The sequence below is a fragment of the Pseudomonas aestiva genome, from assembly GCF_039908605.1.
GTDB lineage: Bacteria > Pseudomonadota > Gammaproteobacteria > Pseudomonadales > Pseudomonadaceae > Chryseomonas > Chryseomonas aestiva.
In genome coordinates this window covers 4,740,535-4,765,867 of record NZ_CP150916.1, presented here as the reverse complement: position 1 = coordinate 4,765,867, position 25,333 = coordinate 4,740,535, and the positions used below count along the sequence as shown (strand labels likewise).

The 25,333-nt window shown below is 67.4% G+C and carries 23 protein-coding genes; 11 read left to right on the top strand and 12 right to left on the bottom strand.

Annotated features, from left to right (window positions below; translation table 11 throughout):
* Positions 1-25 precede the first annotated feature (25 nt).
* The 3 genes from AABM56_RS22090 to AABM56_RS22080 form a co-directional block, all read right to left on the bottom strand.
* The gene (locus tag AABM56_RS22090; protein WP_263258640.1) at positions 26-1,051 is read right to left on the bottom strand and encodes an alpha/beta hydrolase; all 1,026 of its coding nucleotides are present in this window, start codon (positions 1,049-1,051) and stop codon (positions 26-28) included.
* A gap of 66 nt (positions 1,052-1,117) precedes the next feature.
* Positions 1,118-1,534: an organic hydroperoxide resistance protein gene (locus AABM56_RS22085; protein WP_263258641.1), complete on the bottom strand. Its 417-nt coding sequence runs from the start codon at positions 1,532-1,534 to the stop codon at positions 1,118-1,120.
* Positions 1,535-1,683: 149 nt separating this feature from the next.
* On the bottom strand, positions 1,684-2,118 hold the full coding sequence (locus AABM56_RS22080) for a MarR family winged helix-turn-helix transcriptional regulator (RefSeq protein ID WP_263258642.1): 435 nt from the start codon (positions 2,116-2,118) through the stop codon (positions 1,684-1,686).
* 87 nt (positions 2,119-2,205) lie between these two features.
* Here AABM56_RS22080 and AABM56_RS22075 point away from each other — a divergent pair, with 87 nt between their 5' ends.
* On the top strand, positions 2,206-3,723 hold the full coding sequence (locus AABM56_RS22075; protein WP_133860051.1) for a sigma-54-dependent transcriptional regulator: 1,518 nt from the start codon (positions 2,206-2,208) through the stop codon (positions 3,721-3,723).
* Positions 3,724-3,741: 18 nt separating this feature from the next.
* Here AABM56_RS22075 and poxB read toward each other — a convergent pair whose 3' ends face one another.
* Positions 3,742-5,466, bottom strand: coding sequence for a ubiquinone-dependent pyruvate dehydrogenase (gene poxB / locus AABM56_RS22070; RefSeq protein WP_308708771.1), 1,725 nt, complete (start codon positions 5,464-5,466; stop codon positions 3,742-3,744).
* A gap of 297 nt (positions 5,467-5,763) precedes the next feature.
* On the opposite strand from poxB, the gene AABM56_RS22065 reads away from it, so the two are divergent.
* From AABM56_RS22065 to gcvT, 5 genes are all read left to right on the top strand, one after another.
* A complete protein-coding gene (locus AABM56_RS22065; protein WP_007159939.1) occupies positions 5,764-5,994 on the top strand; it encodes an AbrB/MazE/SpoVT family DNA-binding domain-containing protein in 231 nt (76 codons plus the stop codon).
* The gene (vapC, locus tag AABM56_RS22060; protein ID WP_347883709.1) at positions 5,994-6,407 is read left to right on the top strand and encodes a tRNA(fMet)-specific endonuclease VapC; all 414 of its coding nucleotides are present in this window, start codon (positions 5,994-5,996) and stop codon (positions 6,405-6,407) included. Before AABM56_RS22065 ends, vapC begins: the two co-directional genes overlap by 1 nt.
* A gap of 298 nt (positions 6,408-6,705) precedes the next feature.
* The gene (gene gcvH, locus AABM56_RS22055; RefSeq protein ID WP_133860047.1) at positions 6,706-7,074 is read left to right on the top strand and encodes a glycine cleavage system protein GcvH; all 369 of its coding nucleotides are present in this window, start codon (positions 6,706-6,708) and stop codon (positions 7,072-7,074) included.
* A gap of 7 nt (positions 7,075-7,081) precedes the next feature.
* On the top strand, positions 7,082-9,937 hold the full coding sequence (gene gcvP / locus AABM56_RS22050; protein ID WP_133860046.1) for an aminomethyl-transferring glycine dehydrogenase: 2,856 nt from the start codon (positions 7,082-7,084) through the stop codon (positions 9,935-9,937).
* A gap of 137 nt (positions 9,938-10,074) precedes the next feature.
* The gene (gcvT, locus tag AABM56_RS22045) at positions 10,075-11,184 is read left to right on the top strand and encodes a glycine cleavage system aminomethyltransferase GcvT (RefSeq protein ID WP_133860045.1); all 1,110 of its coding nucleotides are present in this window, start codon (positions 10,075-10,077) and stop codon (positions 11,182-11,184) included.
* Positions 11,185-11,271: 87 nt separating this feature from the next.
* Here the strand turns inward: gcvT and AABM56_RS22040 are convergent, their stop codons facing one another.
* Positions 11,272-11,886, bottom strand: a complete 615-nt coding sequence (locus AABM56_RS22040) for a glutathione S-transferase (RefSeq protein ID WP_133860044.1) — start codon at positions 11,884-11,886, stop codon at positions 11,272-11,274.
* A gap of 154 nt (positions 11,887-12,040) precedes the next feature.
* On the opposite strand from AABM56_RS22040, the gene AABM56_RS22035 reads away from it, so the two are divergent.
* The gene (locus AABM56_RS22035; protein WP_347883708.1) at positions 12,041-12,946 is read left to right on the top strand and encodes a LysR substrate-binding domain-containing protein; all 906 of its coding nucleotides are present in this window, start codon (positions 12,041-12,043) and stop codon (positions 12,944-12,946) included.
* A gap of 18 nt (positions 12,947-12,964) precedes the next feature.
* On the opposite strand, the gene AABM56_RS22030 is transcribed toward AABM56_RS22035, so the two are convergent.
* On the bottom strand, positions 12,965-13,156 hold the full coding sequence (locus AABM56_RS22030) for a hypothetical protein (RefSeq protein WP_158895221.1): 192 nt from the start codon (positions 13,154-13,156) through the stop codon (positions 12,965-12,967).
* A gap of 243 nt (positions 13,157-13,399) precedes the next feature.
* Here AABM56_RS22030 and AABM56_RS22025 point away from each other — a divergent pair, with 243 nt between their 5' ends.
* The gene (locus AABM56_RS22025; RefSeq protein WP_133860041.1) at positions 13,400-15,358 is read left to right on the top strand and encodes a DNA topoisomerase III; all 1,959 of its coding nucleotides are present in this window, start codon (positions 13,400-13,402) and stop codon (positions 15,356-15,358) included.
* Positions 15,359-15,545: 187 nt separating this feature from the next.
* Here the strand turns inward: AABM56_RS22025 and AABM56_RS22020 are convergent, their stop codons facing one another.
* The 6 genes from AABM56_RS22020 to phoB all read right to left on the bottom strand — a co-directional run bounded on the left by AABM56_RS22020 (position 15,546) and on the right by phoB (position 22,765).
* Positions 15,546-15,854 (bottom strand): hypothetical protein, encoded by a 309-nt coding sequence (locus AABM56_RS22020; protein ID WP_017642364.1) that lies wholly within the window; start codon positions 15,852-15,854, stop codon positions 15,546-15,548.
* 175 nt (positions 15,855-16,029) lie between these two features.
* Entirely contained in the window at positions 16,030-17,337 is a 1,308-nt protein-coding gene (locus tag AABM56_RS22015; protein WP_133860040.1) for an MFS transporter, read from the bottom strand.
* Positions 17,338-17,506: 169 nt separating this feature from the next.
* Positions 17,507-18,832: a sigma-54 dependent transcriptional regulator gene (locus tag AABM56_RS22010; protein ID WP_133860039.1), complete on the bottom strand. Its 1,326-nt coding sequence runs from the start codon at positions 18,830-18,832 to the stop codon at positions 17,507-17,509.
* A 107-nt stretch (positions 18,833-18,939) separates the two neighbouring features.
* A complete protein-coding gene (locus AABM56_RS22005; protein ID WP_347883707.1) occupies positions 18,940-20,688 on the bottom strand; it encodes an ATP-binding protein in 1,749 nt (582 codons plus the stop codon).
* Between the two features lie 55 nt (positions 20,689-20,743).
* Entirely contained in the window at positions 20,744-22,057 is a 1,314-nt protein-coding gene (gene phoR / locus AABM56_RS22000) for a phosphate regulon sensor histidine kinase PhoR (RefSeq protein ID WP_133860037.1), read from the bottom strand.
* An 18-nt stretch (positions 22,058-22,075) separates the two neighbouring features.
* Positions 22,076-22,765 (bottom strand): phosphate regulon transcriptional regulator PhoB, encoded by a 690-nt coding sequence (gene phoB / locus AABM56_RS21995; protein ID WP_133860036.1) that lies wholly within the window; start codon positions 22,763-22,765, stop codon positions 22,076-22,078.
* A gap of 159 nt (positions 22,766-22,924) precedes the next feature.
* On the opposite strand from phoB, the gene AABM56_RS21990 reads away from it, so the two are divergent.
* Genes AABM56_RS21990 through AABM56_RS21980 form a run of 3 tightly spaced genes read left to right on the top strand, consistent with a single transcriptional unit; the run spans position 22,925 to position 25,288 of the window.
* Positions 22,925-23,719 carry an IclR family transcriptional regulator gene (locus AABM56_RS21990; RefSeq protein WP_133860035.1) on the top strand — a complete coding sequence of 265 codons (795 nt, stop codon included), beginning with the start codon at positions 22,925-22,927 and terminating at the stop codon, positions 23,717-23,719.
* Positions 23,716-24,669, top strand: a complete 954-nt coding sequence (locus tag AABM56_RS21985) for a 2-dehydro-3-deoxygalactonokinase (protein ID WP_133860034.1) — start codon at positions 23,716-23,718, stop codon at positions 24,667-24,669. Before AABM56_RS21990 ends, AABM56_RS21985 begins: the two co-directional genes overlap by 4 nt.
* Positions 24,662-25,288 (top strand): 2-dehydro-3-deoxy-6-phosphogalactonate aldolase, encoded by a 627-nt coding sequence (locus AABM56_RS21980; protein ID WP_133860033.1) that lies wholly within the window; start codon positions 24,662-24,664, stop codon positions 25,286-25,288. The genes AABM56_RS21985 and AABM56_RS21980 overlap by 8 nt, the downstream gene beginning before the upstream one ends.
* The last annotated feature ends 45 nt before the right edge of the window (positions 25,289-25,333 follow it).

Genomic DNA, 25,333 nt, shown 5'->3' with positions numbered 1-25,333 from the left:
GCCACCCGGGTTACCGCCTGGAGCCTTACTGCAGATGCCGCTTGAGCAACTGGCCAGCCTGGGCAAGGGAGGCCTGAACCTCAGGTACCTTGGCCAGGACGTTGAGCAGGCCATAATCGTGGATCATGCCGTTGTAGCGCACCTGCACGACATCGACACCGGCCGCGTTGAGCTTGCGCGCATAGGCCTCGCCTTCGTCACGTAGCACATCGTTCTCGGCGGTCTGCACCAGCGCCGGCGGCAGGCCCTTGAGCTGGGCCTCGCTGGCCCGCAACGGCGAGGCATAGATGTTGGCGCGCTCGGTTTCGCTGGTGGTGTAGTTGTCCCAGAACCACTTCATCATGTTGCGGGTGAGGAAGCGGCCCTCGGCGTAGGTCTGGTAGGAGCCATTGTCGAAGCTGGCATCGGTCACCGGCCAGAACAGCACCTGGTAACGCAGCGTGGGCGTGCCCTTGTCCTTGGCCATCAGGCTGACCACCGCGGCCATGTTGCCGCCGACGCTGTTGCCGGCCACCGCCAGGCGGCTGCCGTCGACGTCGATCTCCTTGCCATGCTCGGCGACCCATTTCGTCGCGGCATAGGCCTGGTTGATGGCCACCGGGAAGTGGGCTTCCGGGCTCGGAGTGTAATTGACGAACACCGCCGTGGCACCGGAGGCCACCACTAGGTCACGCACCAGCCGCTGGTGGGTGGGGAAGTCACCCAAGACCCAGCCGCCACCGTGGAAGAACATGAAGGCTGGCGTCTGCCCCTTGGCGTTGGCCGGGCGGACGATGGTCAGCTGCAGCGGCTTGCCGTCGACCTGGATGGTCTTTTCGCTGGTCTTGACCCCCGAGAGGTCGACCTTGACGCCGGACTGGGCGCCGGACAGCACCGCGCGGGCGTCCTTGGGGCTCAGGGTTTCCAGCGGTTGGCCACCGCTGCCGTTCAGGGCATCGACGAAGCCCTGGGTGGTGCGCTCCAGGGCGGGATCGGGCTGGGGCGCGGCGAAGGCGCTGCCCAGGGCCAGGGTGAGTGCGGACAGGCCAAGCAAACGAGAGACGGTACGCATGACAGATGACTCCTCGAACGGGAAAGGCCGGGCGCCTCGGCTGAGGCGCCTGGGGTGCCGCGACCCTTAGGCCAGGGTCAGGCGCACGTCCACGTTGCCGCGGGTGGCGTTGGAGTAGGGGCAGACCAGGTGGGCTTTCTCGACCAGGTCTTCGGCCACGGCGCGCTCCAGGCCCGGCAGGCTGACGACGAGCTCGACGTCCAGGGCGAAGCCGGTGGGGATCGGGCCGATGCCGACCTGGGCGGTCACGCTGACGTCAGCCGGCACGGCGATCTTTTCCTTGGCGCCGACGAATTTGAGCGCGCCGATGAAGCAGGCCGAGTAGCCGGCGGCGAAGAGCTGCTCGGGGTTGGTGCCGGCACCACCGGCGCCGCCCAGCTCCTTTGGCGTGGACAGCTGCACGTCCAGGGCCTTGTCGCTGCTGATGGAACGGCCGTCGCGGCCACCGGTACTGGTTGCGGAAGCGGTATAGAGGATGTTCATGGCGTGCTCCTATTTACGTATCGCGATAACTGTATGCTTGGGCCGTTACCGAAAGGCTGGCCCGGGTACGGACTTAAGTTATCGCGATATTAGTTATCGCGCAAATATATTTTCGGAGGCAGCCGACCAATGGCAGCGGTCGGCGAGGATCAACGTTCCAGCTTGGCGCGCAGGGTCATCAGATTTTCGCGCAGCCGGGTCATTTCCGCGTCACCCAGAGCGCAGTAGCCGCTGATAGTGCTGTTGATCTTCCGCGCCCGCTCGCGCAGGTTTCGGCCAGACTCGGTCAGCTCGATGGACAGGTTACGCTCGTCCTCGGCATTGCGTTGCCGGGTCACGTAGCCCTCAGCTTCCAGGCGCTTTAGCACCGGGGTGAGGGCGCCGGAATCCTGGTGCAGCCGACGCGCCAGCTCCTTAAGCGGCAGACGGTCGTTTTCCCAGAGCACCAGCATCATCAGGTACTGCGGGTAGGTCAGGCCCACCTCCTCGAGCAGCGGCTTGTACACCTTGGTCATGGCCAGCGAGGTGGAGTAAAGCGCGAAGCACAGCTGCTGATCGAGCAGAAGAGGGTCTTTATGGGTCATGGCGGTCCCGCCTGGTAAATGAGAAATGATTCTACCCCGAGCATTTGGGTAGCATTAGCCCTTTCGCTTTCAGACCCCAGGGTTTCCATGCGTATCCATGTGTCGTTCATCGATCGTGTCGGCATCACCCAGGAAGTCCTGGCATTGCTCGGTGCGCGCAATCTCAACCTGGACGCCGTGGAGATGGTGCCCCCCAACGTCTACATCGATGCGCCGACCCTGAGCGCGGCGGTGCTGGAGGAGTTGCGCGCCGCCTTGCTCACCGTGGTGGGGGTCGAGGCGGTGCGGGTGGTGGACATCCTGCCCGGCCAGCGGCGTTCACTGCAGCTCGACGCCTTGCTCGCCGCCATGGCCGACCCGGTGCTGGCGGTGGACGGCGAAGGCCGTATCCTGCTGGCCAATCCGGCCTTTGCCGCCCTGGCGGGCGAAGGCGCCGGCAATACCCTGGCCGAACTCTTCAACGACAGCGAATTGCCCACTGAACTGCTGGACCAGGGCTTTCGCCTGCCGTTGCGCGAAGTGGTGCTGCGCGGCCAGGCGCTGCTGCTGGACGCCACCCCCATCGGCGAACCCGTAGGCGGACTGGCCGGCGGGCTGCTGACCCTCTATGCGCCCAGTCGCATCGGCGGCCGCCTCTCGGCGCTGCGCCATGACACCCCCGAAGGCTTCGATTCGCTGCTCGGCGACTGCGCCGCCATCCGCACCCTTAAGGCCCGGGCCCAGCGATTGGCGGCCCTAGAGGCGCCGTTGCTCATCCTCGGCGAGACCGGCACCGGCAAGGAACTGGTCGCGCGTGCTTGCCACGCCGCCAGCGCCCGCCGCGAGGCGCCCTTTCTGGCGCTGAACTGCGCGGCCCTGCCGGAGAGCCTGGCCGAGAGCGAACTGTTCGGCTATGCCCCGGGCGCCTTCACCGGCGCCCAGCGCGGCGGCAAGCCGGGCCTGCTGGAGCTGGCCGACCAGGGCACGGTGTTTCTGGATGAGGTCGGGGAAATGTCGCCCTATCTGCAGGCCAAGTTGCTGCGGTTCCTCTCGGATGGCACGTTTCGCCGCGTTGGCGGGGCCCAGGAAACCAAGGTCAATGTGCGCATTCTCGCCGCCACCCATCGCGATCTGCAGGCCATGGTCGCGGCCGGCACCTTTCGCGAAGACCTCTTCTATCGCCTCAATGTGCTCAGCCTGCAGGTGCCGGCGTTGCGCGAGCGTGGCCAGGACATCCTGCTGCTGGCGCGGCACTTCCTGCAGCAGGCCTGCGCCCAGATCGGTCGGCCGCCGTGTCGCCTGGCCCCGGCCACCTATGGCGTGCTGCTGGGCAACGCCTGGCCGGGCAACGTACGGCAATTGCAGAACATCCTCTTTCGCGCCGCCGCCATCAGCGAGAGTGGCCAGATCGACGTCGACGACCTCGACCTGGCCGGCACCGCGGTGGCCGGCCAGGTCGAGACCGAGGTCAGCACCCTGGAGGCCGCCGTCCAGGGCTACGAGGCGGCGCTGCTGGAGCGGCTCTATCCGCAGTATCCGTCCAGTCGCCAGCTGGCCGCGCGCCTGCAGACATCCCACTCGGCCATCGCCATGCGCCTGCGGCGTTACGGCATCCCGCGGCGCTGAACGCCGCGGGCGTCCGGATCAGCGCAGCACGTTGGTCTTGGCCAGATCCACCACCTCGCTGCCGCGACCACTCATCACCGCGCGCAGCATGTAGAGGCTGAAGCCCTTGGCCTGGGCGGCCTCGATCTTCGGTGGCAGCGACAGCTCCTGCTTGGCGATGCGCACGTCCACCAGCGCCGGACCGGGATGGGCGAAGGCCTCTTCCAGGGTGGCGTCGAGCAGACTGGCCGACTCCACTTTCCAGCCGCGCACGCCGCAGGCCTCGGCTACCTGGGCAAAGTTGACGCCACCAAGGTCCGTAGTCTCATCAATCATGCCGGCGGCCTTCATCTCCATCGCGACGAAGCCCAGGGAAGCGTTGTCGTAGACGATGACCTTGACCGGCAGCTTTTCGCTGGCCAGGGTCGCCAGTTCGCCCAGCAGCATGGACAACCCACCGTCGCCGGCCAGGGCCACCACCTGTCGCCCGGGATAGGCCGCCTGCAGACCCATGGCCTGGGGCAGGGCGTTGGCCATGGAGCCGTGGCTGAAGGAGCCGGCCAGCTTGCGTTCGAAATTCATCGCCAGATAACGTGCGGCCCACACCGTGGGCGTGCCGACGTCGCAGGTGAAGAGAGCGTCCGCCGCGGCCAGTTCGCTGACGCGGGTGGTGACATACTGCGGATGCAGCGGCTCGCCATCGGCCGTAGCGGTAGCCAGTTCGTCCAGCTCGGCGCGGGTCTTGCGGTAGTGCTGCTGGGCCTTTTCCAGGAAGCGGCCGTGGCCGTTGGGCTTGAGCCGCGGCAAGAGGGCGTCCAAGGTGGCACGGACATCGCCCACCAGGCCCTTGAGCAGGGGAGTGCGGACGCCCAGGTGGGCACCGCGCACGTCGATCTGCACCACCCGGCCGTGGTCCGGGAAGAAGTTGCGATAGGGGAAGTTGCTGCCCAGCATCAGCAGCAGGTCACACTCCTTGAGCGCGTGATAGCCGGAGGAAAAGCCGATCAGCCCGGTCATGCCCACGCCATAGGGATTCGAATACTCGATATGGGCCTTGCCGCGCAGGGCATGGACCACCGGAGCCTGCAGCCGCTCGGCCAGGGCCACCACCTGGGCATGGGCACCGGCGCAACCGGCGCCGCAGAGCAGGGTGATGCGCTTTTCACCGGCCAGCAATTCGGCCAGGGCATCCAGTTCGGCCTCGGGCGGCACCACCACCGGACGCACCGGCTCGCTCCACTGGGCTTCCTTGATCGGCGCCTCGGCCAGGGCTACGTCGCCGGGAATCACCACCACCGACACCGAACGGTTGAGGATGGCCGAGCGCATGGCGGTTTCCAGGATGCGCGGCAGCTGCTCGGGATGGGAGACCACCTCGCAGAAGTCGCTGCAGTCGCGGAACAGGCGCTCCGGGTGGGTCTCCTGGAAGTAGCCCAGACCGATCTCGCTGGAGGGAATCTGGGCGGCGATGGCCAGCACCGGCGCACCGCTGCGCTGGGCGTCGAACAGGCCATTGATCAGGTGCAGGTTGCCCGGGCCGCAGGAGCCGGCGCAGACCGCCAGGCGCCCGCTGGTGTCGGCGGCGGCGCTGGCCGCGAAGGCCGCGGCTTCTTCATGCCGCACGCCGCGCCAGCGGATACGGTCGCGCTTGCGCAGGCTTTCGGTGAGGCCGTTGAGCGAATCGCCCGGCAGGCCCCAGATGGTGTCCACACCAGCGGCTTCGAGGGTGGCGACGAGCAGATCGGCAACGGTTTTCACAGCCATGACAAAGACTCCAGACAAGGATGGGAGAGGGCAAAGCCGCTTGGCAGAGGTCTTGTTGTGCCTTCTTGGTCCGACGAAGCGGGGCGGAAGTTCGCGTTGGGTGCTCTTGTCCGAATCTGGCCCCGGGCTCAGGTGACGTTTCCACCTCCGGCGTTCTTGCTCAGGCTTCGCCAGGTGCCATTCGCGCGGAGAGCGCTATACCAGCCGTGTCGCCTAGGGTCGAGAGCGTGCCGATTGACAGATCCAGCCTCTTCCCTAATATGGGATATACACCTGATATATCCCAGGAGGCCGATCGTGGATCAAGGTGCCGTATTTCAAAGCAATCGCAGTCAGGCGGTGAGACTGCCAAAGGCGGTTGCCCTGCCCGAAGATGTGAAGCGCGTCGATGTGGTTGCTGTCGGCCGCACGAGGATCATTACCCCGGCTGGGGAATCCTGGGATTCCTGGTTCGAGGGAGAGGGTGTCACAGCGGATTTCATGGCGGAACGGGACCAGCCCGCCGAGCAGGAGCGCGAAGGCTTCTAATGCTCAAGTTCATGCTCGACACCAATACCTGCATCTTCACCATCAAGAACCGACCGGTGTCGGTTCGCGAGGCCTTCACTCGGCACCAAGGACAGTTGTGCATCAGTACGATCACCCTGATGGAGCTGATCTACGGTGCGGAAAAGTCCTCCAGCCCGGAGCGTAACCTGGCGGTGATCGAAGGCTTCGCCGCGCGTCTAGAGGTGTTGAAGTACGGTCACGAAGCCGCGGCGCACACCGGGCAGTTGCGTGCCGAATTAGCCAGACTAGATCAGCAAATCGGTCCCTACGATCAGATGATCGCGGGACATGCGCGCTCCATGGGCCTGATCGTGGTCACCAATAACCGTCGCGAGTTTGACCGAGTGCCAGGCTTGCGTGTCGAAGACTGGGTTACCGCTATAGGGAATTAGCGAGCAAGACGCTCGATCCGCCTTTGTCTGCATCACATGAATAAGGAGCAGCCTGCTCCATAGCGTACAGCCCAGCTGTCAGGCCTAGGAGCATAGCTAATGTCGTAACGATTTCGATACGTCGTTTGTTAATCGATACGGCTGTAGTGGGGTAGCGGGTCAATTGTAACGATTTCGCTACAGCGCAATGCGGGTTCTTTAGCTAACCCCTTGAAAACACTGGCCTTCACTCCTGGCATCACCCTTGCACCACCAGACCTATCTATCCATCAGGACAAAGGTCCGCAGGAGTCTGGTAATGAGTCTGCGCTATACCGAAGAACACGAATGGCTGCGTCAGGAAGCCGATGGCAGCATCACCGTCGGCATCACCGACTATGCTCAGGACTCGCTCGGCGACCTGGTCTTCGTGCAACTGCCGGAGCTGCGCAGCTACGCCCAGGGTGATGAGGTGGCGGTGCTGGAGTCGGTCAAGGCCGCCAGCAACATCACCATGCCGCTGGCGGGCGAGGTCCTGGCAGTCAACGAGGCGCTCAACGATGCGCCCGAGACCATCAACAGCGATCCGCTGAACGCCGGCTGGTTCTTCCGCTTCCAGCCCGCCAATGCCGAAGCCTTCGCCGCGCTGCTCGACGAAGCCGCCTATCAGCAACTGATCAAGGGGTAAGACCGCCATGTCGCTGCACGACACCCTCAGCACCGCCGACGAATTCGTCCCGCGCCACATCGGTCCGCGCGAGCTGGACGAGATCGCCATGCTGAATCTGCTCGGGTACGAGTCCCTGGACGCCATGACCGCCCAGGTGATCCCCGAGAGCATCAAGGGCACCAGCGTGCTGGACCTGCCCGCCGGGCTGTCCGAAGCCGACGCCCTGGCCGAGCTGCGCACCATCGCCGGCAAGAATCGCCTGCTCAAGAGCCTGATCGGCCAGGGCTACTACAACACCCACACCCCGGCGCCGATCCTGCGCAACCTGCTGGAAAATCCGGCCTGGTACACCGCCTACACCCCCTACCAGCCGGAGATCTCCCAGGGTCGCCTAGAGGCGTTGCTCAACTTCCAGACGCTGATAGGCGATCTCACCGGCATGCCGGTGGCCAACGCCTCGCTGCTGGACGAGGGCACCGCCGCCGCCGAGGCCATGACCTTCTGCAAACGCCTGGCGAAAAACAAGGCCAGCGCCTTCTTCGCATCCGTGCATTGCCATCCGCAGACCCTGGACGTCCTGCGTACCCGCGCCGAGCCCCTGGGCATCGAGGTGGTGGTGGGCGTGGAAACCGAGATCGAGGACCACGGCCGCTTCTTTGGTGCGCTGTTCCAGTACCCCATGACCACCGGCGAGATCCGTGACTACCGGGAGAGCATCCAGGCCTTCCAGGCCGCCGGTGCCCTGGTGGCCATGGCCGCCGACCTGCTGGCGCTGACCCTGCTCACCCCGCCCGGCGAGCTGGGCGCGGACGTGGCCATCGGCACCGCCCAGCGCTTTGGCGTACCGCTCGGTTTCGGCGGTCCGCACGCGGCGTACTTCGCCACGCAGGACAAGTACAAGCGCGACATGCCCGGTCGTGTCGTCGGCGTCTCCATCGACCGCCACGGCAACCCGGCCTATCGCCTGGCGCTGCAGACCCGCGAGCAGCACATCCGCCGCGAGAAGGCTACCAGCAACATCTGCACCGCCCAGGTACTGCTGGCCAACATCGCCAGCATGTACGCGGTCTACCACGGTCCCGAAGGCCTGACCCGCATCGCCACCCGGGTGCAGCGCCTCACCAGCCTGCTGGCCGCCGGCCTGCAGCGCCTAGGCCACGAGACCCAGCACACCGCCTTCGACACCCTGACCCTGGTGTTCGGCGCGCGCACCGCTGCCCTGCACGAGGCCGCCCGTGCCCGTGGCTACAACCTGCGCGACGTCAGCGCCGAGGCGCTGGGTGTGTCCCTGGACGAGACCAGCACCCTGGCCGACGTCCAGGCACTGCTGGAGATCCTGGCCGACGGCAAGCCCGCACCCCAGGTCGCCGAGCTGGGCGATGCCCAGGGCGTGGAAGTGCCCGCGGCGCTGCAGCGCCAGTCGGCCTTCCTGACCCATCCGGTGTTCGCCAGCCACAGGTCCGAGACCGAGCTGATGCGCTACCTGCGCAAGCTGGCGGACAAGGACCTGGCGCTGGATCGCACCATGATCCCGCTGGGCTCCTGCACCATGAAGCTCAACGCCGCCAGCGAGATGATCCCGGTCACCTGGGCCGAGTTCGGCGGTATCCACCCCTTCGCCCCGGCCGACCAGGCCGAGGGCTATGCCCAGCTCACCACCGAGCTGGAAGCCATGCTCTGCGCCGCCACCGGCTATGACGCCGTCTCCCTGCAGCCCAACGCCGGCTCCCAGGGCGAGTACGCCGGCCTGCTGGCCATCCGTGCCTATCACGCGAGCCGTGGTGAGAGTGAGCGCGACGTCTGCCTGATCCCGGCGTCGGCGCACGGCACCAACCCGGCCACCGCCAGCATGGTCGACATGCGCGTGGTGGTGGTGGCCTGCGACAAGCGCGGCAACGTCGATCTCGACGACCTGCGCGCCAAGGCCGAGCAGCACAGCGAGCGCCTGGCCGCGCTGATGATCACCTATCCGTCCACCCACGGGGTGTTCGAAGAGGCCATCCGCGAGATCTGCCAGGTGGTCCATGACCACGGTGGCCAGGTCTATATCGACGGCGCCAACATGAACGCCATGGTCGGTCTCTGCGCCCCGGGCCAATTCGGCGGCGACGTCTCCCACCTCAATCTGCACAAGACCTTCTGCATCCCCCACGGCGGCGGCGGTCCGGGCGTCGGCCCCATTGGCGTCAAAGCGCACCTGGCGCCCTTCCTGCCCGGCCATGCCCGGCTGGAACGCAAGGAAGGCGCGGTCTGCGCGGCGCCCTACGGCAGCGCCAGCATCCTGCCGATCTCCTGGATGTACCTGAAGATGATGGGCAGCGCCGGTCTGACCCGCGCCTCACAAATCGCCATCCTCAGCGCCAACTACATCGCCCGCCGGCTGGAAGAGCACTATCCGGTGCTCTACAGCGGCACCGGTGGCCTGGTGGCCCACGAGTGCATCCTCGACCTGCGTCCGCTCAAGGACAGCAGCGGCGTGACCGTGGACGACGTGGCCAAGCGCCTGATCGACTTCGGTTTCCATGCCCCGACCATGTCCTTCCCAGTGGCCGGCACCCTGATGATCGAGCCCACCGAGAGCGAGTCCAAGCAGGAACTGGATCGCTTCTGCGACGCCATGATCGCCATCCGCGAAGAGATCCGCGCCCTGGAAGCCGGCACCCTGGATCCCCAGGACAACCCGCTGAAGAATGCGCCTCATACCGCGCGCGAACTGGCGGGCGAGTGGACCCACCCCTACAGCCGCGAGCAGGCGGTCTTCCCGCTGCCAAGCCTGGTGGACGGCAAGTACTGGCCGCCGGTGGCGCGCATCGACAACGTCTATGGCGATCGCAACCTGGTCTGCTCCTGCCCGCCGATCGAAGCCTACGGCGAGGCCTAGGCCCTCACCCTCGGCTCTCTTCCCCTGGGAGAGGGCCGAGGTGGCGATCGCGTTAGACGTTGCGACCCGACAGTTCAGCGCTTGCTCGCTCCTCTTGCCAGGAGTGAGCAAGCCGCCACCCGACACGGAGCCCCACCATGTCCCTGCTCAAGACTTCGCTGCACGCCCTGCACCTGGAACTCGGCGCCCGCATGGTGCCCTTCGCCGGCTACGAGATGCCGGTGCAATACCCGCTCGGCGTGCTCAAGGAGCACCAGCACACCCGCGCCCAGGCCGGGTTGTTCGATGTGTCCCACATGGGCCAGGTCATGCTCGAAGGCGAGGAAGCCGCCGAGGCGCTGGAGACCCTGGTACCGGTCGACATCATCGACCTGCCCAGCGGCATGCAGCGCTATGCCCTGCTGACCGACGACAACGGCGGCATCCTCGACGACCTCATGGTCGCCAACCTGGGTGACTGCCTCTACCTGGTGGTCAATGCCGCCTGCAAGGAAGCCGACCTCGCCCACCTGGAAAAGCACCTGGGCGATCGCTGCCAGGTGCTGCCGCAATTCGATCGCGCCCTGCTGGCCCTGCAAGGTCCCGCCGCTGCCGCGGTGTTGGCGCGCCTGGCGCCGGAGGTGGCCGAGATGACCTTCATGCAGGTGCGCCGCGTCAAGCTGCTGGACCAGCCCTGCATCGTCAGCCGCAGTGGCTACACGGGCGAAGACGGCTACGAGATCTCGGTGCCGAGCGCTGCCGCCGAAGCCCTGGCACGCCAGCTGCTGGCCGAGCCGGAAGTCGAGGCCATCGGCTTGGGCGCGCGCGACTCCCTGCGCCTGGAAGCCGGTCTGTGCCTCTATGGCCATGACATGGATGCCGGCACCACGCCGGTGATGGCCAACCTGGGGTGGGCGCTGTCCAAGGTGCGTCGTGAAGGCAACGGTCGCGCCGGCGGTTTCCCCGGTGCCGAGCGTATCTTCACCGAGCAGCGTGAGGGCGTGAGCCGCAAGCGCGTCGGTCTGCTGGTGCAGGAGCGGGTGCCGGTGCGCGAAGGCGCGGAGCTGGTGGATGCCAGCGGCGCCAGTATCGGCCGTGTCACCAGTGGCGGCTTCGGCCCGACCCTGGGTGCGCCAGTGGCCATGGGTTATGTCGACAGCGACTTCGCCGCCCTGGATACCCAGCTGTTCGCCGTGGTGCGCGGCAAGCAGGTGCCGGTCAAGGTCGCCAAGACCCCCTTCGTGCCGCAGCGGTATTACCGCGGTTGATCTGCGTGTTGGGCTTCGCGTTGCTCACCCCAACCTACGGCCATGCTCTCTTAGGTTGGGTTGAGCGAAGCGAAGCCCAACGGCCCCTCAAGCCACCGGATAATCCCGGAACACCGACAGGGCCTCCGCTTCGGCGGCCAGGGCCTCCAGCGTCGGGTAATTGCGCCGCTCGATCAGCCCCGGTAGGGCGAAGTGCAGGAAGGTCCAGGCCACGGCCGTGTCGATGGCGTCCTGGCCAATACTGTCTTCACCCAGCGGTGGACGCGGGCCCAGCCAGGCCTTGTCCAGGGCGCCACAGGCCGCGCGCAACTGCCCTTCCACGCGCTGCTGCCAGGGTGCATGTCGCTTCTCCTCCGGCCGCAGGTCACGCTCGTACACCAGTTGCACCGCCTTCTCCGACAGGGCCAGGGCCAGGCCGCTGCGACCGAGGGCGGTCGCCCGGGCCGCATGGCCGCTCGGCCGCAATTGCCGACTGCCGCAGGCGAGATGCTGGGCATAGTCCAGAATCAGCGACGAATCCATCAACCGCTGACCGTCCAGGCAGATCAGCGTGGGGGCCTTGAGTACCGGGTTGAAGCTGCGAAAGCGCTCGACCTCGCGAAACAGCGACACCTGGCGCAGTTCGAAGGGCAGCACCAGCAGGCGAAGGGAGATCGCGACTCGCCGTACATAGGGGGAGTCGAGCATGCCGATGAGTTGCATGGGGCGTCCTGTCAGAAAGAGTGAATCCTGTTTCACGTGGAACGTCACCCTTGCCGTTTGCTTCACGCTGGGTGCCGCTCTGGACAAGACATTAAGGATTCGGCGAAGCTGCCACCAGCAAGAAATTCTGACCGGATCGTTAAGGAAGGCTTACATGTCGCGCGTGCCGCCGCTGAATGCCCTACGTTGCTTCGAGGCGGTTGCCCGTCTGGGCAGCGTGACCCGTGCCGCCAGCGAACTGAACCTCACCCATGCCGCGGTGAGTCAGCAGGTGAAGGGCCTGGAGCATCAGCTGGGCATGGTGCTGTTCGAGCGCCAGGGGCGCGGGATCGAGGTCACGGGCGACGGTCGGGTCTATGCCGAGCAGGTTCGCCAGCTGCTCGACGACCTGGGCGAGGCGACCCGGCGCCTGCAGGCCCGCCCGCGGCGCAACGAACTGGTGTTCGCCACCTTTCCCTCCTTCGCCACCCACTGGCTGCTGCCGCGACTGCCACGTTTTCGCGCCCTGCACCCGGAATATCGCATCCGCATCCAGACCAGCCTGGATTTCCAGGATCTGCGCCAGGGCATGGTGGATATCGGGGTGCGCATGGGGGAGGGACAGTGGGATGGCCTGACGGCGTTGCGGCTGTTCCAGGACGATGTGCTGCTGGTAGCGGCGCCTGGTTACAACGGTGGGCAACTGCCGCGCAGCCTGGACGAGGCCCTCGCGCAGCCGCTGTTGCACACGGAGGAAACCTGGCAGCACTGGGGCGAAACGGCTGGTCTGGGCGAAGCGGCGCCCAATCGCGGCATCAGCGTGAACGACTCCAATGTGGTGCTGGAGGCGCTGCGCCTTGGACAGACGCTGGCGCTAGAGCGGCGCAGCCTGGTGCAGGCCGCGTTGGACGAAGGTCGCCTGGTTCAGCTCAGTCCGGTGGTGGCGCCCTATCCCTATGCCTACTGGCTGGTCTGGCCGGAGCGCGCCGAATCGGCGGACAAGCAGGAGCGGTTCAGCGCCTGGATCCAGGCCGAGGTCGCGACCTATCTGGCCGCGCTGGAGACGCCGACGCCCGCTTAGGGCGTCGGGCGGAAGGTCCTAGCGCAGCAGCAGCTTGCGACGCCCGTCGGGCCAGACTTCCCAGAGTTGATCGTTGATGCGCTGCACCTGGCTGGTGGTACGGCGCATGGCCGCAATGCTGGCCCGCAGGGCCTGGCCGCTGGCGGTGTCGACGAAATTTCCGGCGCCGGTGCTCTCGGCCGTGGCGCGATCCATAGCTACAGTGTTCATTGACGCCTCCCAGAGCTCGGCTAAAGACGGCGAAAGTGCCGTAGCCCAAGGACTGTCCAGCACCGGCAAGATTCCGCGTCCGCGGCGGCCACCGTTCAAGCTGTGATCCACGTCCTGAGTGCGCTGTGGCCTATTGGGCGAATTTGCGCAAAGGCCATTTTCTGTACGGATATACAGATTAGGCCTTGCGCCACTCGCGCAGGCTTTGCATCCTGTGGCGATTCCCCTCGTGCGACGTCCGCCATGCAGCTGTATCTCTGCGAAAAACCCTCCCAGGCCAAGGACATCGCCCGTGTCCTCGGCGCCAGCCGCCGCGGCGAGGGCTGCCTGCAGGGGCAGGGCGTGACCGTGACCTGGTGCATCGGCCACCTGCTGGAAACGGCGCCACCGGACGCCTACGACGCCCGCTACAAGCGCTGGTCGCTGGACGACCTGCCCATCGTCCCCGAGCAGTGGAAGTTGCAGGTCAAGAAGACCACTGGCAGCCAGTTCAAGGCGGTCAAGCGCCTGCTGGGCGAGGCCAGCGAACTGGTGATCGCCACCGACGCCGATCGCGAAGGCGAGATGATCGCCCGCGAGCTGGTGGAGCACTGCCGCTATCGGGGGCCGATTCGCCGGCTGTGGCTGTCGGCGCTGGATGACGTCTCCATCCGCCGCGCCCTGGCCGCGCTCAAACCCGGTGCCGAGACCTATGGGCTCTATCAGTCCGCCCTGGGACGCTCGCGCGCCGACTGGCTGATCGGCATGAACATGAGCCGGTTGTTCACCCTGCTGGGGCGTCGCTCCGGCTACCAAGGCGTGCTCTCGGTCGGGCGGGTACAGACCCCGACCCTGCGCCTGGTGGTGGACCGTGATCGCGCCATCGCCGCCTTCGTGCCAGTGCCCTTCTGGACCGTGGAGGCGACCCTGGACGCCTCGGGTAGTCGCTTCCAAGCGCAGTGGCAGCCGCCAGAGGACGTCTGTGACGACCAGGGTCGCTGCCTAAAGCCCGAGGTGGCCCAGGCGGCGGCGAAGGCCATCGAGGCGGCCGGGCAGGCGCGACTGATCAAGCTCAAGACCGAGCGTATCCGCGAGGCAGCGCCCTTGCCCTTCGATCTGGGCACCCTGCAGGAGGTCTGCTCCAAACGTTTTAATCTCGGCGCCCAACAAACCCTGGACGTGGCCCAGGCGCTCTACGAAAAGTACAAGCTGATCACCTATCCGCGCAGCGATTGCGGCTACCTGCCGCTGTCCCAGCATGCCGAGGCACCGGCGCTATTGGCCGCCTTGCTGAGCGCTGATAGCGGCCTCGCGCCCCTGCGCGACCATCTGGACGCCAGTCGCCGCTCACGGGCCTGGAATGATGCGAAGGTCAGCGCCCACCACGGCATCATCCCGACCCAGGTGACCCGCGACCTGGGGCGTTTGAGTCCGCAGGAGCGCAATGTCTATGGCCTGATCCGCGCCCGCTATCTGGCGCAGTTCCTGCCGCAGCACGAATTCGATCGCACCCAGGCCGACTTCGAGGCGGGCGGCGAACGCCTGCGGGCCACCGGCAAGCGGCTGGTGGAAGCAGGCTGGCGTCGCGCCTTGCCCGAGTCGCTCACGCCGCCCAAGGGCCGCGAGGCGCCGCCGCCCCAGGCGCTGCCCGAGTTGCGCGAGGGTGAGTGCTATCCGGTGGTGGAGGTGCGCTGCAAGGATCAGCTGACCCAGCCGCCCAAGCCCTTCACCGAAGGCGATCTGATCAAGGCGATGAAGAATGTCGCCAAGCTGGTGGAGGATCCGGCGCTCAAGCAGAAGCTCAAGGACACCACCGGCATCGGCACCGAGGCGACCCGCGCCAGCATCATCCAGGGCCTGCTGGACCGCGGCTACCTGGTCAAGCAGGGCAAGGCCCTGGCGGCGACGTCGGCGGCCTTCGGCCTGATCGACGCCGTGCCTCGGGCCATCGCCGATCCGGGCACCACGGCGCTCTGGGAGCAGGCGCTGGATCGGGTGCAGGAAGGCGAATTGAGCCTGGCCGAATTCGTCACCAAGCAATCGGCCTGGATGGGCAAGCAGGTTGAGCGCTGTCTTGGCCTGACCCTGACCATCAGCGGTCCGCCGCCGGCGGGCAAGGGCGCGCCCTGGAAGAAGAAGCGGCGTACCGGCGGGACCAAGGCCAAAGCCAAGCCGGGTGGTGCGCCGACGCGCGCGCGCAAGCCGAGGGTCAAGCCTGGCTGAGGGCGGCGTGGAGATCAGGAGGTGCAGTCGCTGGAGCTGGCCTTAGCCTGGGCGTCGCGAATCACTATCGCAGTAACACTGGAACAATATTGAGACTCACGTCTGGAGGAGAAGCCCACTACCGCTCCAGACCGCTCCCTCTCCCAGTGGGAGAGGGTCGGGGTGGGGGCGCGAGGCCCCGCGTGACTTATTTCTTCTCGAACGCCGCCGCGGCAGTGGCATAGGCCGCTTCGTGATAGTCGAATTCGGCGGACTGCACCAGCAGGGTTTCCTCGTCCTCGGTGAAGGCGATCACCGGGCGATAGGACAGGCCGTCGGCCTTGATCTCGGCTTCGTCGATGAGCTTGGAAAGATCGAAGGCGAAGTCGCCGCAGATGGCCTTGGCCTGGGCGTCGGTGATGCCGTGCTTCTTCAGGGCATCGCGTAGCAGGGTGCTCCACTGGTATTGAAACTGGATACCCAGTTTGGCGTAGCTGGGACCGTAGTCGATTTCCATGAGTGTGTAACCGGGGCTTGGGAGGAGGGGGCGAACTCGCCACAGCGGCCAGCGAAATGACCGTTGTGAGCGCTGCCGGTGGCACTACGATGGCGTGCCCCAAAGCCCAGGCAAAGGGGGGCGGGCCGGACGGCCAAATCTAATGACCGAGAGGCCCGCACCCAGGGACGAGCGGTTATTCGTGGACGATGCGCGAGTGATCGCGGGTGTCCTTCATGAAGACGTAGACCAGCAGCGAGCAGGCGATGCAGCCGGTCACGTACCAGTAGTAGCCGCTTTCCATGCCGATGCTCTTGAACCACAGCGCCAGGTATTCGGCGGTGCCGCCGAAGATGGACACGGTCAGCGCATAGGGCAGGCCGACGCCCAGGGCGCGGATCTCGGTGGGGAACAGCTCGGCCTTCACCACGGCGTTGATCGAGGTGTAGAAGCTGACGATCACCAGCGCCACCATGATCAGGCCGAAGGCGCCCCACCAGGTGGTGACGCTACCCAGGGCGGTCAGGATCGGATAGGTGAACAGCGTGCCGAGCACGCCGAAGGCGATCAGCACCGGGCGCCGGCCGACGCGGTCGGAGAGGGCGCCGACGACGGGCTGCAGCAGCATGAACAGGAACAGCGTCGCCGCCGAGATGGAGGTGGCGTCGGTCTTGCTCATGCCCACCGAGTTGACCAGGTACTTCTGCATGTAGGTGGTGTAGGTGTAGAAGGCCAGGGTACCACCCATGGTCAGGCCGACCACGGTGAGGAATTCCTTGGGGTGGCGTGCCAGGGTGCGCATCAGGGATTCCTTGGACTTCTCGGCCTTCTTGAAGGAGCTGGTCTCTTCCATGCCGCGGCGCAGGTAGAGCGCGGTCACGGCGCAGGCGGCGCCGATCAGGAAGGGAATGCGCCAGCCCCAGCTTTCCAGCTGTTCGACGGTCAGGGTCTGTTGCAGCACGATCAGGGTGGCCAGGGCCAGTAGCTGGCCGGAGATCAGGGTGACGTACTGGAAGCTGGAGTAGAAACCACGGCTTTCCTTGGTCGCCATCTCGCTCAGGTAGGTGGCGGAGGTGCCGTATTCACCGCCGACCGAAAGGCCCTGCAGCAGCCGCGCCAGCACCAGCATGATGGGGGCGGCGACACCGATGGTGGTGTAGCTGGGGGTGAGGGCGATGATCAGCGAGCCGGCGCACATCATGATCACCGAGACCATCAGCGCGGACTTGCGGCCGGCCTTGTCGGCATAGAGGCCCATCAGCCAGCCGCCGATGGGGCGCATGAGAAAGCCCACGGCAAAGATGGCGGCGACGTTGAGCAGCTGGGCGGTCTGGTCGCCCTTGGGAAAGAAGGCCTTGGCGAAATACAGCGAGAAGGCGGCGTAGACGTACCAGTCGTACCATTCGACCAGGTTGCCGACGGAACCGCTGAAGATGGATTTGATGCGCTGCGAGGTGGTCTTGGGCGCGGTCTGGCCGGCCGCGAGGGTAGCGGTGCTATCCACAGGGATGTTCCTCTTGTCGTTGTTATTAGGGCGCTCGGGGCGTCGACAAGGGCTATAGCAGGGGGCGTGCCAGGTCACGAAGCCGCGTCCTGACTGGGTTTTTCAGCGGGGATCGGCGAAAGATCGCCGAAACCCATCTAGCAATGAGCGGATTTCCGCCTATGGCGCCTCAGTCGTCGTCGCGGAAGTCGGCGCGCACCAGACCATGGCGCTGCATCTTCTCGTTGAGGGTGCGCCGCGGCAGTTGCAACTCGTCCATCACCGCCTTGATCTCGCCGCCATGGCGAGCCAGGGCCGCGCGCAGACACTGGGCCTCGAAGGCTTCCAGCTGATCGGCCAGGGAATGGCCCTGGGCCGCGGCCGGCGTGCCCAGGCCGAGCACCTCGCGTTCGGCGGCGTTGGCCAGTTCACGGACATTGCCCGGCCAGCCGTGACCGAGCAACTGGGCCAGCCGCGCCGCGCCGGGCGGGGTGACCGGGCGCCCCAGGCGGGCGCCGGCCTCGGCGAGAAAGTGATCGAACAGCAGCGGAATGTCTTCGCGCCGCGCCCGCAACGGCGGCAGGTGCAGCTCGGCGACGTTGAGGCGGTAGGCCAGGTCCTCGCGAAAGCGCCCGGCGCGGGCCTCTTCCAGCAGGTCCGGCTTGGTGGCGGCGACGATGCGCAGGTCGAGGTCGATGCTCTGGTTGGAACCGAGGCGCTCCAGGCGCTGCTCCTGCAACACGCGCAGCAGCTTGACCTGCTGCGCCAGGGGCATGCTCTCGATCTCGTCGAGAAACAGGGTGCCGCCGTTGGCGTATTCCAGCTTGCCGATGCGCTTGCCCTGGGCACCGGTGAAGGCGCCGCTCTCGTGGCCGAACAACTCGCTCTCGAACAGCTGCTCGGGAATGGCCGCGCAGTTGAGCGCGACGAAGGCCTTGCCGGCTCGGGGACCGAAGTCGTGCAGGCAACGGGCGACCAGTTCCTTGCCGCTGCCGGTCTCGCCGCGCAGCAGCACGTTGACCGGTGTCGGCGCCAGATCGAGGATCTGCTGGCGCAAGCGCACGAGGCCGGGCGAGACGCCGAGCAGCCGGCGGGCGAGGGCGCTCTGGTCGTCGACCCGTCGGTGCAGCTGGCGGTTCTCCAGCACCAGCCGGCGCTTTTCCAGGGCGCGGCCGAGATCGCCGAGCAAGGCCTCGGGGCTGAAGGGTTTTTCCAGGAAGTCGTAGGCGCCCTGGCGCATGGCGCTGACCGCCAGGGCGACATCGCCGTGGGCGGTGAGCAGGATCACCGGCAGGTCGGGATCCAGCGCCTGCAGCCGGCCCAGCAGGGCCAGGCCGTCCATGCCGGGCATGCGCACGTCGCTGACCACCACCCCGGCGAAATCCGGCGTCACTGCCGCCAGGCAGTCCTCGCCGCGGGCGAACAGCCGCACCTGATGCCCCGACAGCTCCAGCCACTGGCGCACCGCTTCGCGGATGCTGGCTTCGTCGTCGACCAGATAGACCTGGGCTTGCATGGGGGCGTCCTCTCGCGGCCGGTGCGCCGCTACCTTGCCCGAACGTTGGCAGCCGGTCGAGTCCCCGACTGAGCGCCGGTTCAGCGGTGCGGCAGTCCGCGTGGGCGCTAGCCGGTTTCGGCCACCGCAGGCAGTCGCAGCTGGAACACCGCGCCCTCCACAGCGTTGCTGGCCGTCAGGCTGCCGCCCTGGGCCTGGACGATGGCCGAGGAGACCGCCAGGCCCAGACCGAGGCCTTCGCCGACCGGCTTGGTGGTAAAGAAGGGATCGAACACCTGGTCGAGGTGCTCGGCGGCGATGCCGCCGCCGTTGTCGGCCACCTCCAGCAACCAGTGTTCGCCCTCCTGCGCGAGGCTGACCCGGACCTGCGGTCGGGGTCGCTCCGCCACGGCGTCCAGGGCGTTGCGCAGCAGGTTGACCAGCACCTGCTCCAGGCGGATGGGGTCGCCCAGCAGCCAGGCCGGACGCGGCAGCTCCAGGATCAGCTCCACGGCCAGCTCGGCGCGGCGCGCCTCCAGCAATTCCAGCGCCTGGTCCACCACCCGGGCCAGATCGACCCGTTCACGCAGACCGGCGGGGGTCTTGCGCGCATAGGTCTTGAGATGGCCGGTGAGACCGCTCATGCGGGTCAGCAGGCCATCGAGGCGTTCCAGGGCGGCGCGGGCTTCGTCCAGCCGACCGTGATCCAGCAGCAGGCGCAGACTCGCCAGGTGCATGCGCTGGGCGGTGAGCGGCTGGTTGAGTTCATGCACCAGGGCCGCCGACATCTGCCCCAGGGCGGCCAGCTTGGCGGCCTGCACCAGGCCGTCCTGGGCGGTGCGGAGTTCCGCGGTGCGGGCCTCCACCAGTTGCTCCAGCTCCAGGCGACTGCGCTGGCGCAGGCGCTGCAGGCGGCGCCGTTGCGCCCACAGGAGACCGGCGCAGACCAGCAGCAGCCAGGCGCAGGCGGCGGCCAGCGCCGCGCCCGGGCCGCCACCCTGCAGGTCGCGGGTGGGCCGCAGCAGGTGCAGGGTCCAGCCTTCGCTGGGCAGCGGCAGGCTGTCCCAGAGGTAGTCGGCGCTGCCTTCGGGAGCCTCGATGTGGGCCACCTGGCGCTGCTCGCCGAGCACTAGCTGCTGGCGATAGGGCAGGGGTTGCAGGGTGCGCCTGTCGTACTGGCGGGTGGTGGCCAGTTCGGCGCGCTCGGCTGGGGTCAGCTCGCGCAGCAGGCGATAGCGCCAGGCCGGGCGATTGGCGGCAAAGACCACGCCGCGCGCATCGCTCACTAGCAGGACCTCGGGATGCTCGCCCCAGCGGGCCTCGATGGCGGGGAATTCCAGCTTGACCACCACCGCGCCGAGAAAGCGCTCCTGGGCGTCCAGCACCGCATGGGAGAGGAAATAGCCGGGAATGCCGGTGGTGACCCCCACGGCATAGAAGCGGCCGCTGCCGCCGGCGAGGGTCTCGCGAAAATAGGGCCGGAAGCCGTAGTTGTGGCCGACATAGCTGGTGGGCAGCCGCCAGTTGCTGGCGCCGATGGCCAGGCCGCTGCGATCCAGCAGCTCCAGGGTCGAGGACTGGGCGGCCGTGTTCAGGCGCTCCAGCTTGAGATTGAGGCGCTCGGTGGCGGCGGCATCGGGCGGGGTGGTGAGCGCGGCGATCAGCTCCGGGTCCTGGGCCAGCACCGTCGGCAGGGCGCGAAAGCGGTCGATCAGGGTTTGCAGGCCGCTGGCATGCAGGCGCAGCTGTTCCTGGCCGAGCAGGCTGGCCTCGGCCAGGCTCGCCTGTTCGGCGCGATGCCAGGCCTGGCTGCCCAGCAGCAGGCAGCCGAGCAGGGCGAGCAGCAGGACCGGCAGCAGGCGCAGGGCTGGAGGCATGACAGGGGACCGTGACCGGGATGGCCGGACGATAGCACGGCGGGGAGGGGACGGCTCAGGCCGAGGCGGCGGTGCGCTGGGCGATCTGTTCGGGCTGGAAATCGCAGGTGAAGCAGCTGCCCTCGCCGGGCACGCTGTGGATGTCCAGGCCGCCACGATGGCGGATCAGCACGTGCTTGACGATGGCCAGGCCCAGGCCCGTCCCGCCGGTACTGGAGGCGCGGCTGGCGTCGAGGCGATAGAAGCGCTCGGTCAGGCGCGGCAGGTGGCGGGCGTCGATGCCGGGGCCGTTGTCCTGCACCGCGACGTGGGCGCCCTCGGCGTCCTGCCAGGCGCGCACCCGCACCTCGCCGCCTTCGGGGCTGTACTTGACGGCATTGAACACCAGGTTGGAAAAGCAGCTGCGCAATTCGGTCTCGCTGCCCAGCAGCGCCAGGCCCGGTTCGCACTCCAGGCTCAGGCGGTGGCCCACGGCGCCGGACAGGGCGCGGCCATCCTGCAGGATGGAGGCGAGCAGCGGCTCCAGCACCACCGGGCGGTTGTCGGCGGGATAATCGGTGGCTTCCAGGCGCGCCAGCAGCAGCAGGTCGTCGATGGTGTGCTGCATGCGTCCGGCCTGCTGCTGCATCTGCCCCAGCGCCCGCCGCCAGCGCGGAGTGGCGTGGTCGGCATTGTCCAGCAGGGTCTCCAGGTAGCCGGTGATGACCGTCAGCGGGGTGCGCAATTCATGGGAGACGTTGGCGACGAAATCCTTGCGCATCTGTTCCAGCTGGTGGAGGCGGGTCACGTCGCGCACCAGCAGCAGCCGATCGCCTTCGCCGAAGCGGGTGACCAGGATGTGCAGGTATTCATCGTCGTTGAGCGGCGAGGCCAGTTCCAGCGGCTCGCCGTAGTCGCCACCGAGAAAGTAGTCGGAAAAGCGCGGGTGGCGCACCAGGTTGGTGATGGGCTGGCCGAGGTCCTGGGGCTGGCGCAGGCCGAGCAGGGTTTCCGCGGCGCGATTCCACCACTCCAGGTTGCCGTGGCGATCCACCAGGATGATGGCGTCGCGCAGGGCCTCGGTGGAGGCCTGGGCACGGCCGATGACGGCGAGCAATTCCTCGCGCTGACGCTGTTCGTGGCGCTGGCGGCGATAGAGCCGGTCGAGCACCTCGCCCCATAGCCCCTCGGCTTCCGGCGGCGCGCCCGGGGCTTCGCTCAGCAGCCAGGCGTGCAGGCGCAGCAGGTGCCTGAGGGTGACCGCCAGATAGACCGCCAGTCCCAGGGCCACCGCCAGGCCGACATGGCCGAAGGGCCAGCCGGCCAGGGCGCAGCCGGCGACCACGGTCGCCAGCTGGGTGGCCAGACGGGAGCGCCAGTTGATGTTCACGGCGGCGGTGATCCCGCGTCAGAGTTTGGTGGAAAAGCGATACCCGGTGCCGCGCACCGTCTGTACCAGGTTCTCGTAGGTTTCGCCGAGGGCCTTGCGCAGGCGGCGGATGTGCACGTCCACGGTACGCTCCTCGACATAGACGTTGCCGCCCCAGACCTGATCCAGCAACTGGCCGCGGGTGTAGGCGCGTTCCTGGTGGGTCATGAAGAACTGCAGCAGCCGGTACTCGGTGGGACCCATCTCTGCGGGGGCGCCGTCGATGGTCACCCGGTGGCTGATCGGATCGAGGATCAGGCCATTGACCTCCAGCGGACCGTCGCTCTCCATGTGGCCAGTGCGGCGCAGCACGGCTTTCAGGCGCGCCACCAGCTCGCGGGGCGAGAAGGGCTTGGTGATGTAGTCGTCGGCGCCGGTTTCCAGGCCCTGAACCTTATTGTCCTCGTCGCCCTTGGCCGTGAGCATGATGATGGGGATGGCGTCGGTCAGCTCGTCGCGCTTGAGGCGGCGGGCCAGTTCCAGGCCGGAGGTGCCGGGCAGCATCCAGTCGAGCAGGATGAGATCGGGCTTGCGATCGACGATCAGGGCGTGGGCGTCCTTGCTGTTGTCCGCCTCCAGGCATTCATAGCCCGCCATTTCCAGGGCCACGGCGATCATCTCGCGAATGGGCGCCTCATCGTCGACGATCAGGATGGATTTACCCGTCATGGAGCGCTCTGCCTCTCGAGTCCTTGCAATGTGCCGTGCATTAGATAGCGCCAATATTGCAGCTATGTGACAAGGCTGTCATATCTAACTTATATCCCACAATATGGGATGACGTATCACATATTGAGATTTCCCTGCGAGGCTTCTAGAGTGAAGGCCATGAACGACAATAATTCCAATAAGGGCGAAGCGCCCAGCGGGGCCCAGGCCCTGTTTCGCGGTCTGGCCGTGCTTGAAGCCGTGGCCGCCGGGGCCGACAGCCTGGCCCAGGTCGGCGCCGCCATCGGCTGCACGCGCAGCACCACCCATCGGCTGGTCGCCGCCCTGACCCAGGCAGGCTATCTGCGCCATGACGGCGGGCGGCTGATCCTGGGCAGCCATCTCATCGCCCTCGGCTACCAGGCCCGCGAGCAGCTGCCGCTGACCGGTGTGGCCCGGCCCCATTTGCAACGCCTGGCCCAGCACTGTGGCGACACCGTGCACCTCGGCGTGCGCGAGGGCGGCGATGTGCTCTATCTCGACAAGCTGCCGGGCAGCCGGGGGCTGGAGATGAGATCTCGCGTCGGCCTGCGCATGCCGCTGGCGCTGACCGGGGTCGGCAAGGCGCTGATGCTCGATCTCGCCGAGGGCGAGTGGGAGGCCCTCTACGGCGAAGGCGTGGCCCGGCGGACCGGCCAGCCCGGCCTGCGCGAGGACTTCCTGCCTTGGGCGGACTATTGCGCGCGGCTGCGGCGCCACGCCGCCGAGGGCTATGCCCTTGATCTGGAAGAGAACGAACTGGGCATCCGCTGCGTGGCCGCACCCATCCGCGGCGCCGACGGCGCCATCGTCGCGGCCCTCAGCGTGGCCAGTGCCATCCCCTATATGCCCGAGGCGCGGCTGCATGAATTGCAGCCCGAGGTCACTGCCTGCGCCCGGGCCATTTCCCGCGAACTCGGCTGGAGTCCCGCATGACCGCCACCCCGCACCTCATCGGCCTCGACTGGGGCACCTCGTCCCTGCGGGCCCAGCTGTTCGACGCCCAGGGCGCCGTGCTGGAAACCCGCAGCCGCCCCTGGGGCATCATGCATGTGCCGGATGGCGACTTCGCCGCGGCCTATCGCACCCTGGTGGGCGACTGGCGCGAGGCCCAGCCGGACCTGCCCGCCATCGCCTGCGGCATGGTCGGCAGCCGCGGCGGCTGGCGCGAGGTGCCCTATGCCGACTGCCCGGCCGACGTCCACAGCCTGGCCGCCGGCCTGCTGCGCCTGGACACGGGTTGCGGCGAGCTTCATCTGGTCCCCGGGGTGATGCAGCGCGGCGCCTTGCCCAACGTCCTGCGCGGCGAGGAAACCCAGGTGTTCGGCGCCCTCGAACTGGAGCCGGACCTGGCCGCCGAAGCCCTGCTGGTGCTGCCCGGCACCCACAGCAAGTGGGTGCGGGTGCGTGACGGTCGCCTGACCGACTTCGCCACCTACATGACCGGCGAGCTGTTCGCCGTCCTGCGCGAGCATTCCATCCTCGGGCGACCGGCTGCCGAAGCCGGTCCCGAGGCCAGCGCCGAAGCCTTCCGCCTGGGCCTGGTCACCGCCCGTGATGCCGGGGCCGAGGGCCTGTTCGGCCGCCTCTTCACCGCTCGCAGCCGGGTGCTGGCCGGAGAGCTGGGCGCGGCGCACAGCCTCGACTACCTGTCCGGCCTGCTGATCGGCGAAGAGCTGCGCAGCCAGGTCGCCGCCCTCAAGGGCGCCCCCTGCCCACCCCTGGTGCTGATCGGCGACGCGGCGCTCTGCCAGCGCTATCGCGACGCCCTGGCGCTGTTCGATATCCACCAGGTCCGCCTGCTGGAGCAGGCCACCCGGGCCGGGCTCTGGCGCCTGGCCCAGGCCGCCGGCCTGCTCCCCATCACTGGAGACTCCCATGCTTGAACCCTATCTCAAGGACCTGCCGTTGATCGCCATCCTGCGCGGCGTCACCCCGGACGAGATCGTCGCGGTCGGCCGTGCCCTGTACGACGCCGGCTTTCGCGTCATCGAGATCCCGCTCAACTCGCCGCAGCCCTTCGAGAGCATCCGCCGACTGACCGCGGAGCTGGGCGAAAGCTGCCTGATCGGCGCCGGCACCGTGCTCACCGAGGCCCAGGTGGCCGAGGTGGACGCCGCCGGTGGCCGGCTGATCGTCTCGCCCAACGCCAACCTGGCGGTGATCCGTGCCAGCAAGGCTGCCGGCCTGGTCAGTGCCCCGGGCGTGGCCACCCCCTCGGAAGGTTTCGCCGCCCTCGACGCCGGCGCCGACAGCCTCAAGCTGTTTCCCGCCGAGCAACTCGGCCCGGCGGTGGTCAAGGCCTGGCGCGCGGTGTTTCCCAAAGAGCTGGCGCTCTTGCCAGTGGGCGGCATCACCCCGGACAACATGGGCCCCTACGTGGCCGCCGGCGCCAACGGCTTCGGCCTCGGCTCGGCGCTGTACAAGCCGGGCCTGAGCGTCGCCCAGGTCAGCGCCAATGCCCAGGCCTTCGCGGCGGGGTGGCGGGCGGTAAAGAACGCTTAAAGCTCGCGGTCATGGACCGCTCCTACAAGAGCCTGTAGGAGCGTT

Bases quoted from the DNA above. Each gene is read 5' to 3' on its own strand.
- AABM56_RS22090 (WP_263258640.1), bottom strand. From the start codon at position 1,051: ATGCGTACCGTCTCTCGTTTGCTTGGCCTGTCCGCACTCACCCTGGCC.
- AABM56_RS22085 (WP_263258641.1), bottom strand. From the start codon at position 1,534: ATGAACATCCTCTATACCGCTTCCGCAACCAGTACCGGTGGCCGCGAC.
- AABM56_RS22080 (WP_263258642.1), bottom strand. From the start codon at position 2,118: ATGACCCATAAAGACCCTCTTCTGCTCGATCAGCAGCTGTGCTTCGCG.
- AABM56_RS22075 (WP_133860051.1), top strand. From the start codon at position 2,206: ATGCGTATCCATGTGTCGTTCATCGATCGTGTCGGCATCACCCAGGAA.
- poxB (WP_308708771.1), bottom strand. From the start codon at position 5,466: ATGGCTGTGAAAACCGTTGCCGATCTGCTCGTCGCCACCCTCGAAGCC.
- vapC (WP_347883709.1), top strand. From the start codon at position 5,994: ATGCTCAAGTTCATGCTCGACACCAATACCTGCATCTTCACCATCAAG.
- gcvH (WP_133860047.1), top strand. From the start codon at position 6,706: ATGAGTCTGCGCTATACCGAAGAACACGAATGGCTGCGTCAGGAAGCC.
- gcvP (WP_133860046.1), top strand. From the start codon at position 7,082: ATGTCGCTGCACGACACCCTCAGCACCGCCGACGAATTCGTCCCGCGC.
- gcvT (WP_133860045.1), top strand. From the start codon at position 10,075: ATGTCCCTGCTCAAGACTTCGCTGCACGCCCTGCACCTGGAACTCGGC.
- AABM56_RS22040 (WP_133860044.1), bottom strand. From the start codon at position 11,886: ATGCAACTCATCGGCATGCTCGACTCCCCCTATGTACGGCGAGTCGCG.
- AABM56_RS22035 (WP_347883708.1), top strand. From the start codon at position 12,041: ATGTCGCGCGTGCCGCCGCTGAATGCCCTACGTTGCTTCGAGGCGGTT.
- AABM56_RS22030 (WP_158895221.1), bottom strand. From the start codon at position 13,156: ATGAACACTGTAGCTATGGATCGCGCCACGGCCGAGAGCACCGGCGCC.
- AABM56_RS22025 (WP_133860041.1), top strand. From the start codon at position 13,400: ATGCAGCTGTATCTCTGCGAAAAACCCTCCCAGGCCAAGGACATCGCC.
- AABM56_RS22020 (WP_017642364.1), bottom strand. From the start codon at position 15,854: ATGGAAATCGACTACGGTCCCAGCTACGCCAAACTGGGTATCCAGTTT.
- AABM56_RS22010 (WP_133860039.1), bottom strand. From the start codon at position 18,832: ATGCAAGCCCAGGTCTATCTGGTCGACGACGAAGCCAGCATCCGCGAA.
- AABM56_RS22005 (WP_347883707.1), bottom strand. From the start codon at position 20,688: ATGCCTCCAGCCCTGCGCCTGCTGCCGGTCCTGCTGCTCGCCCTGCTC.
- phoB (WP_133860036.1), bottom strand. From the start codon at position 22,765: ATGACGGGTAAATCCATCCTGATCGTCGACGATGAGGCGCCCATTCGC.
- AABM56_RS21990 (WP_133860035.1), top strand. From the start codon at position 22,925: ATGAACGACAATAATTCCAATAAGGGCGAAGCGCCCAGCGGGGCCCAG.
- AABM56_RS21985 (WP_133860034.1), top strand. From the start codon at position 23,716: ATGACCGCCACCCCGCACCTCATCGGCCTCGACTGGGGCACCTCGTCC.
- AABM56_RS21980 (WP_133860033.1), top strand. From the start codon at position 24,662: ATGCTTGAACCCTATCTCAAGGACCTGCCGTTGATCGCCATCCTGCGC.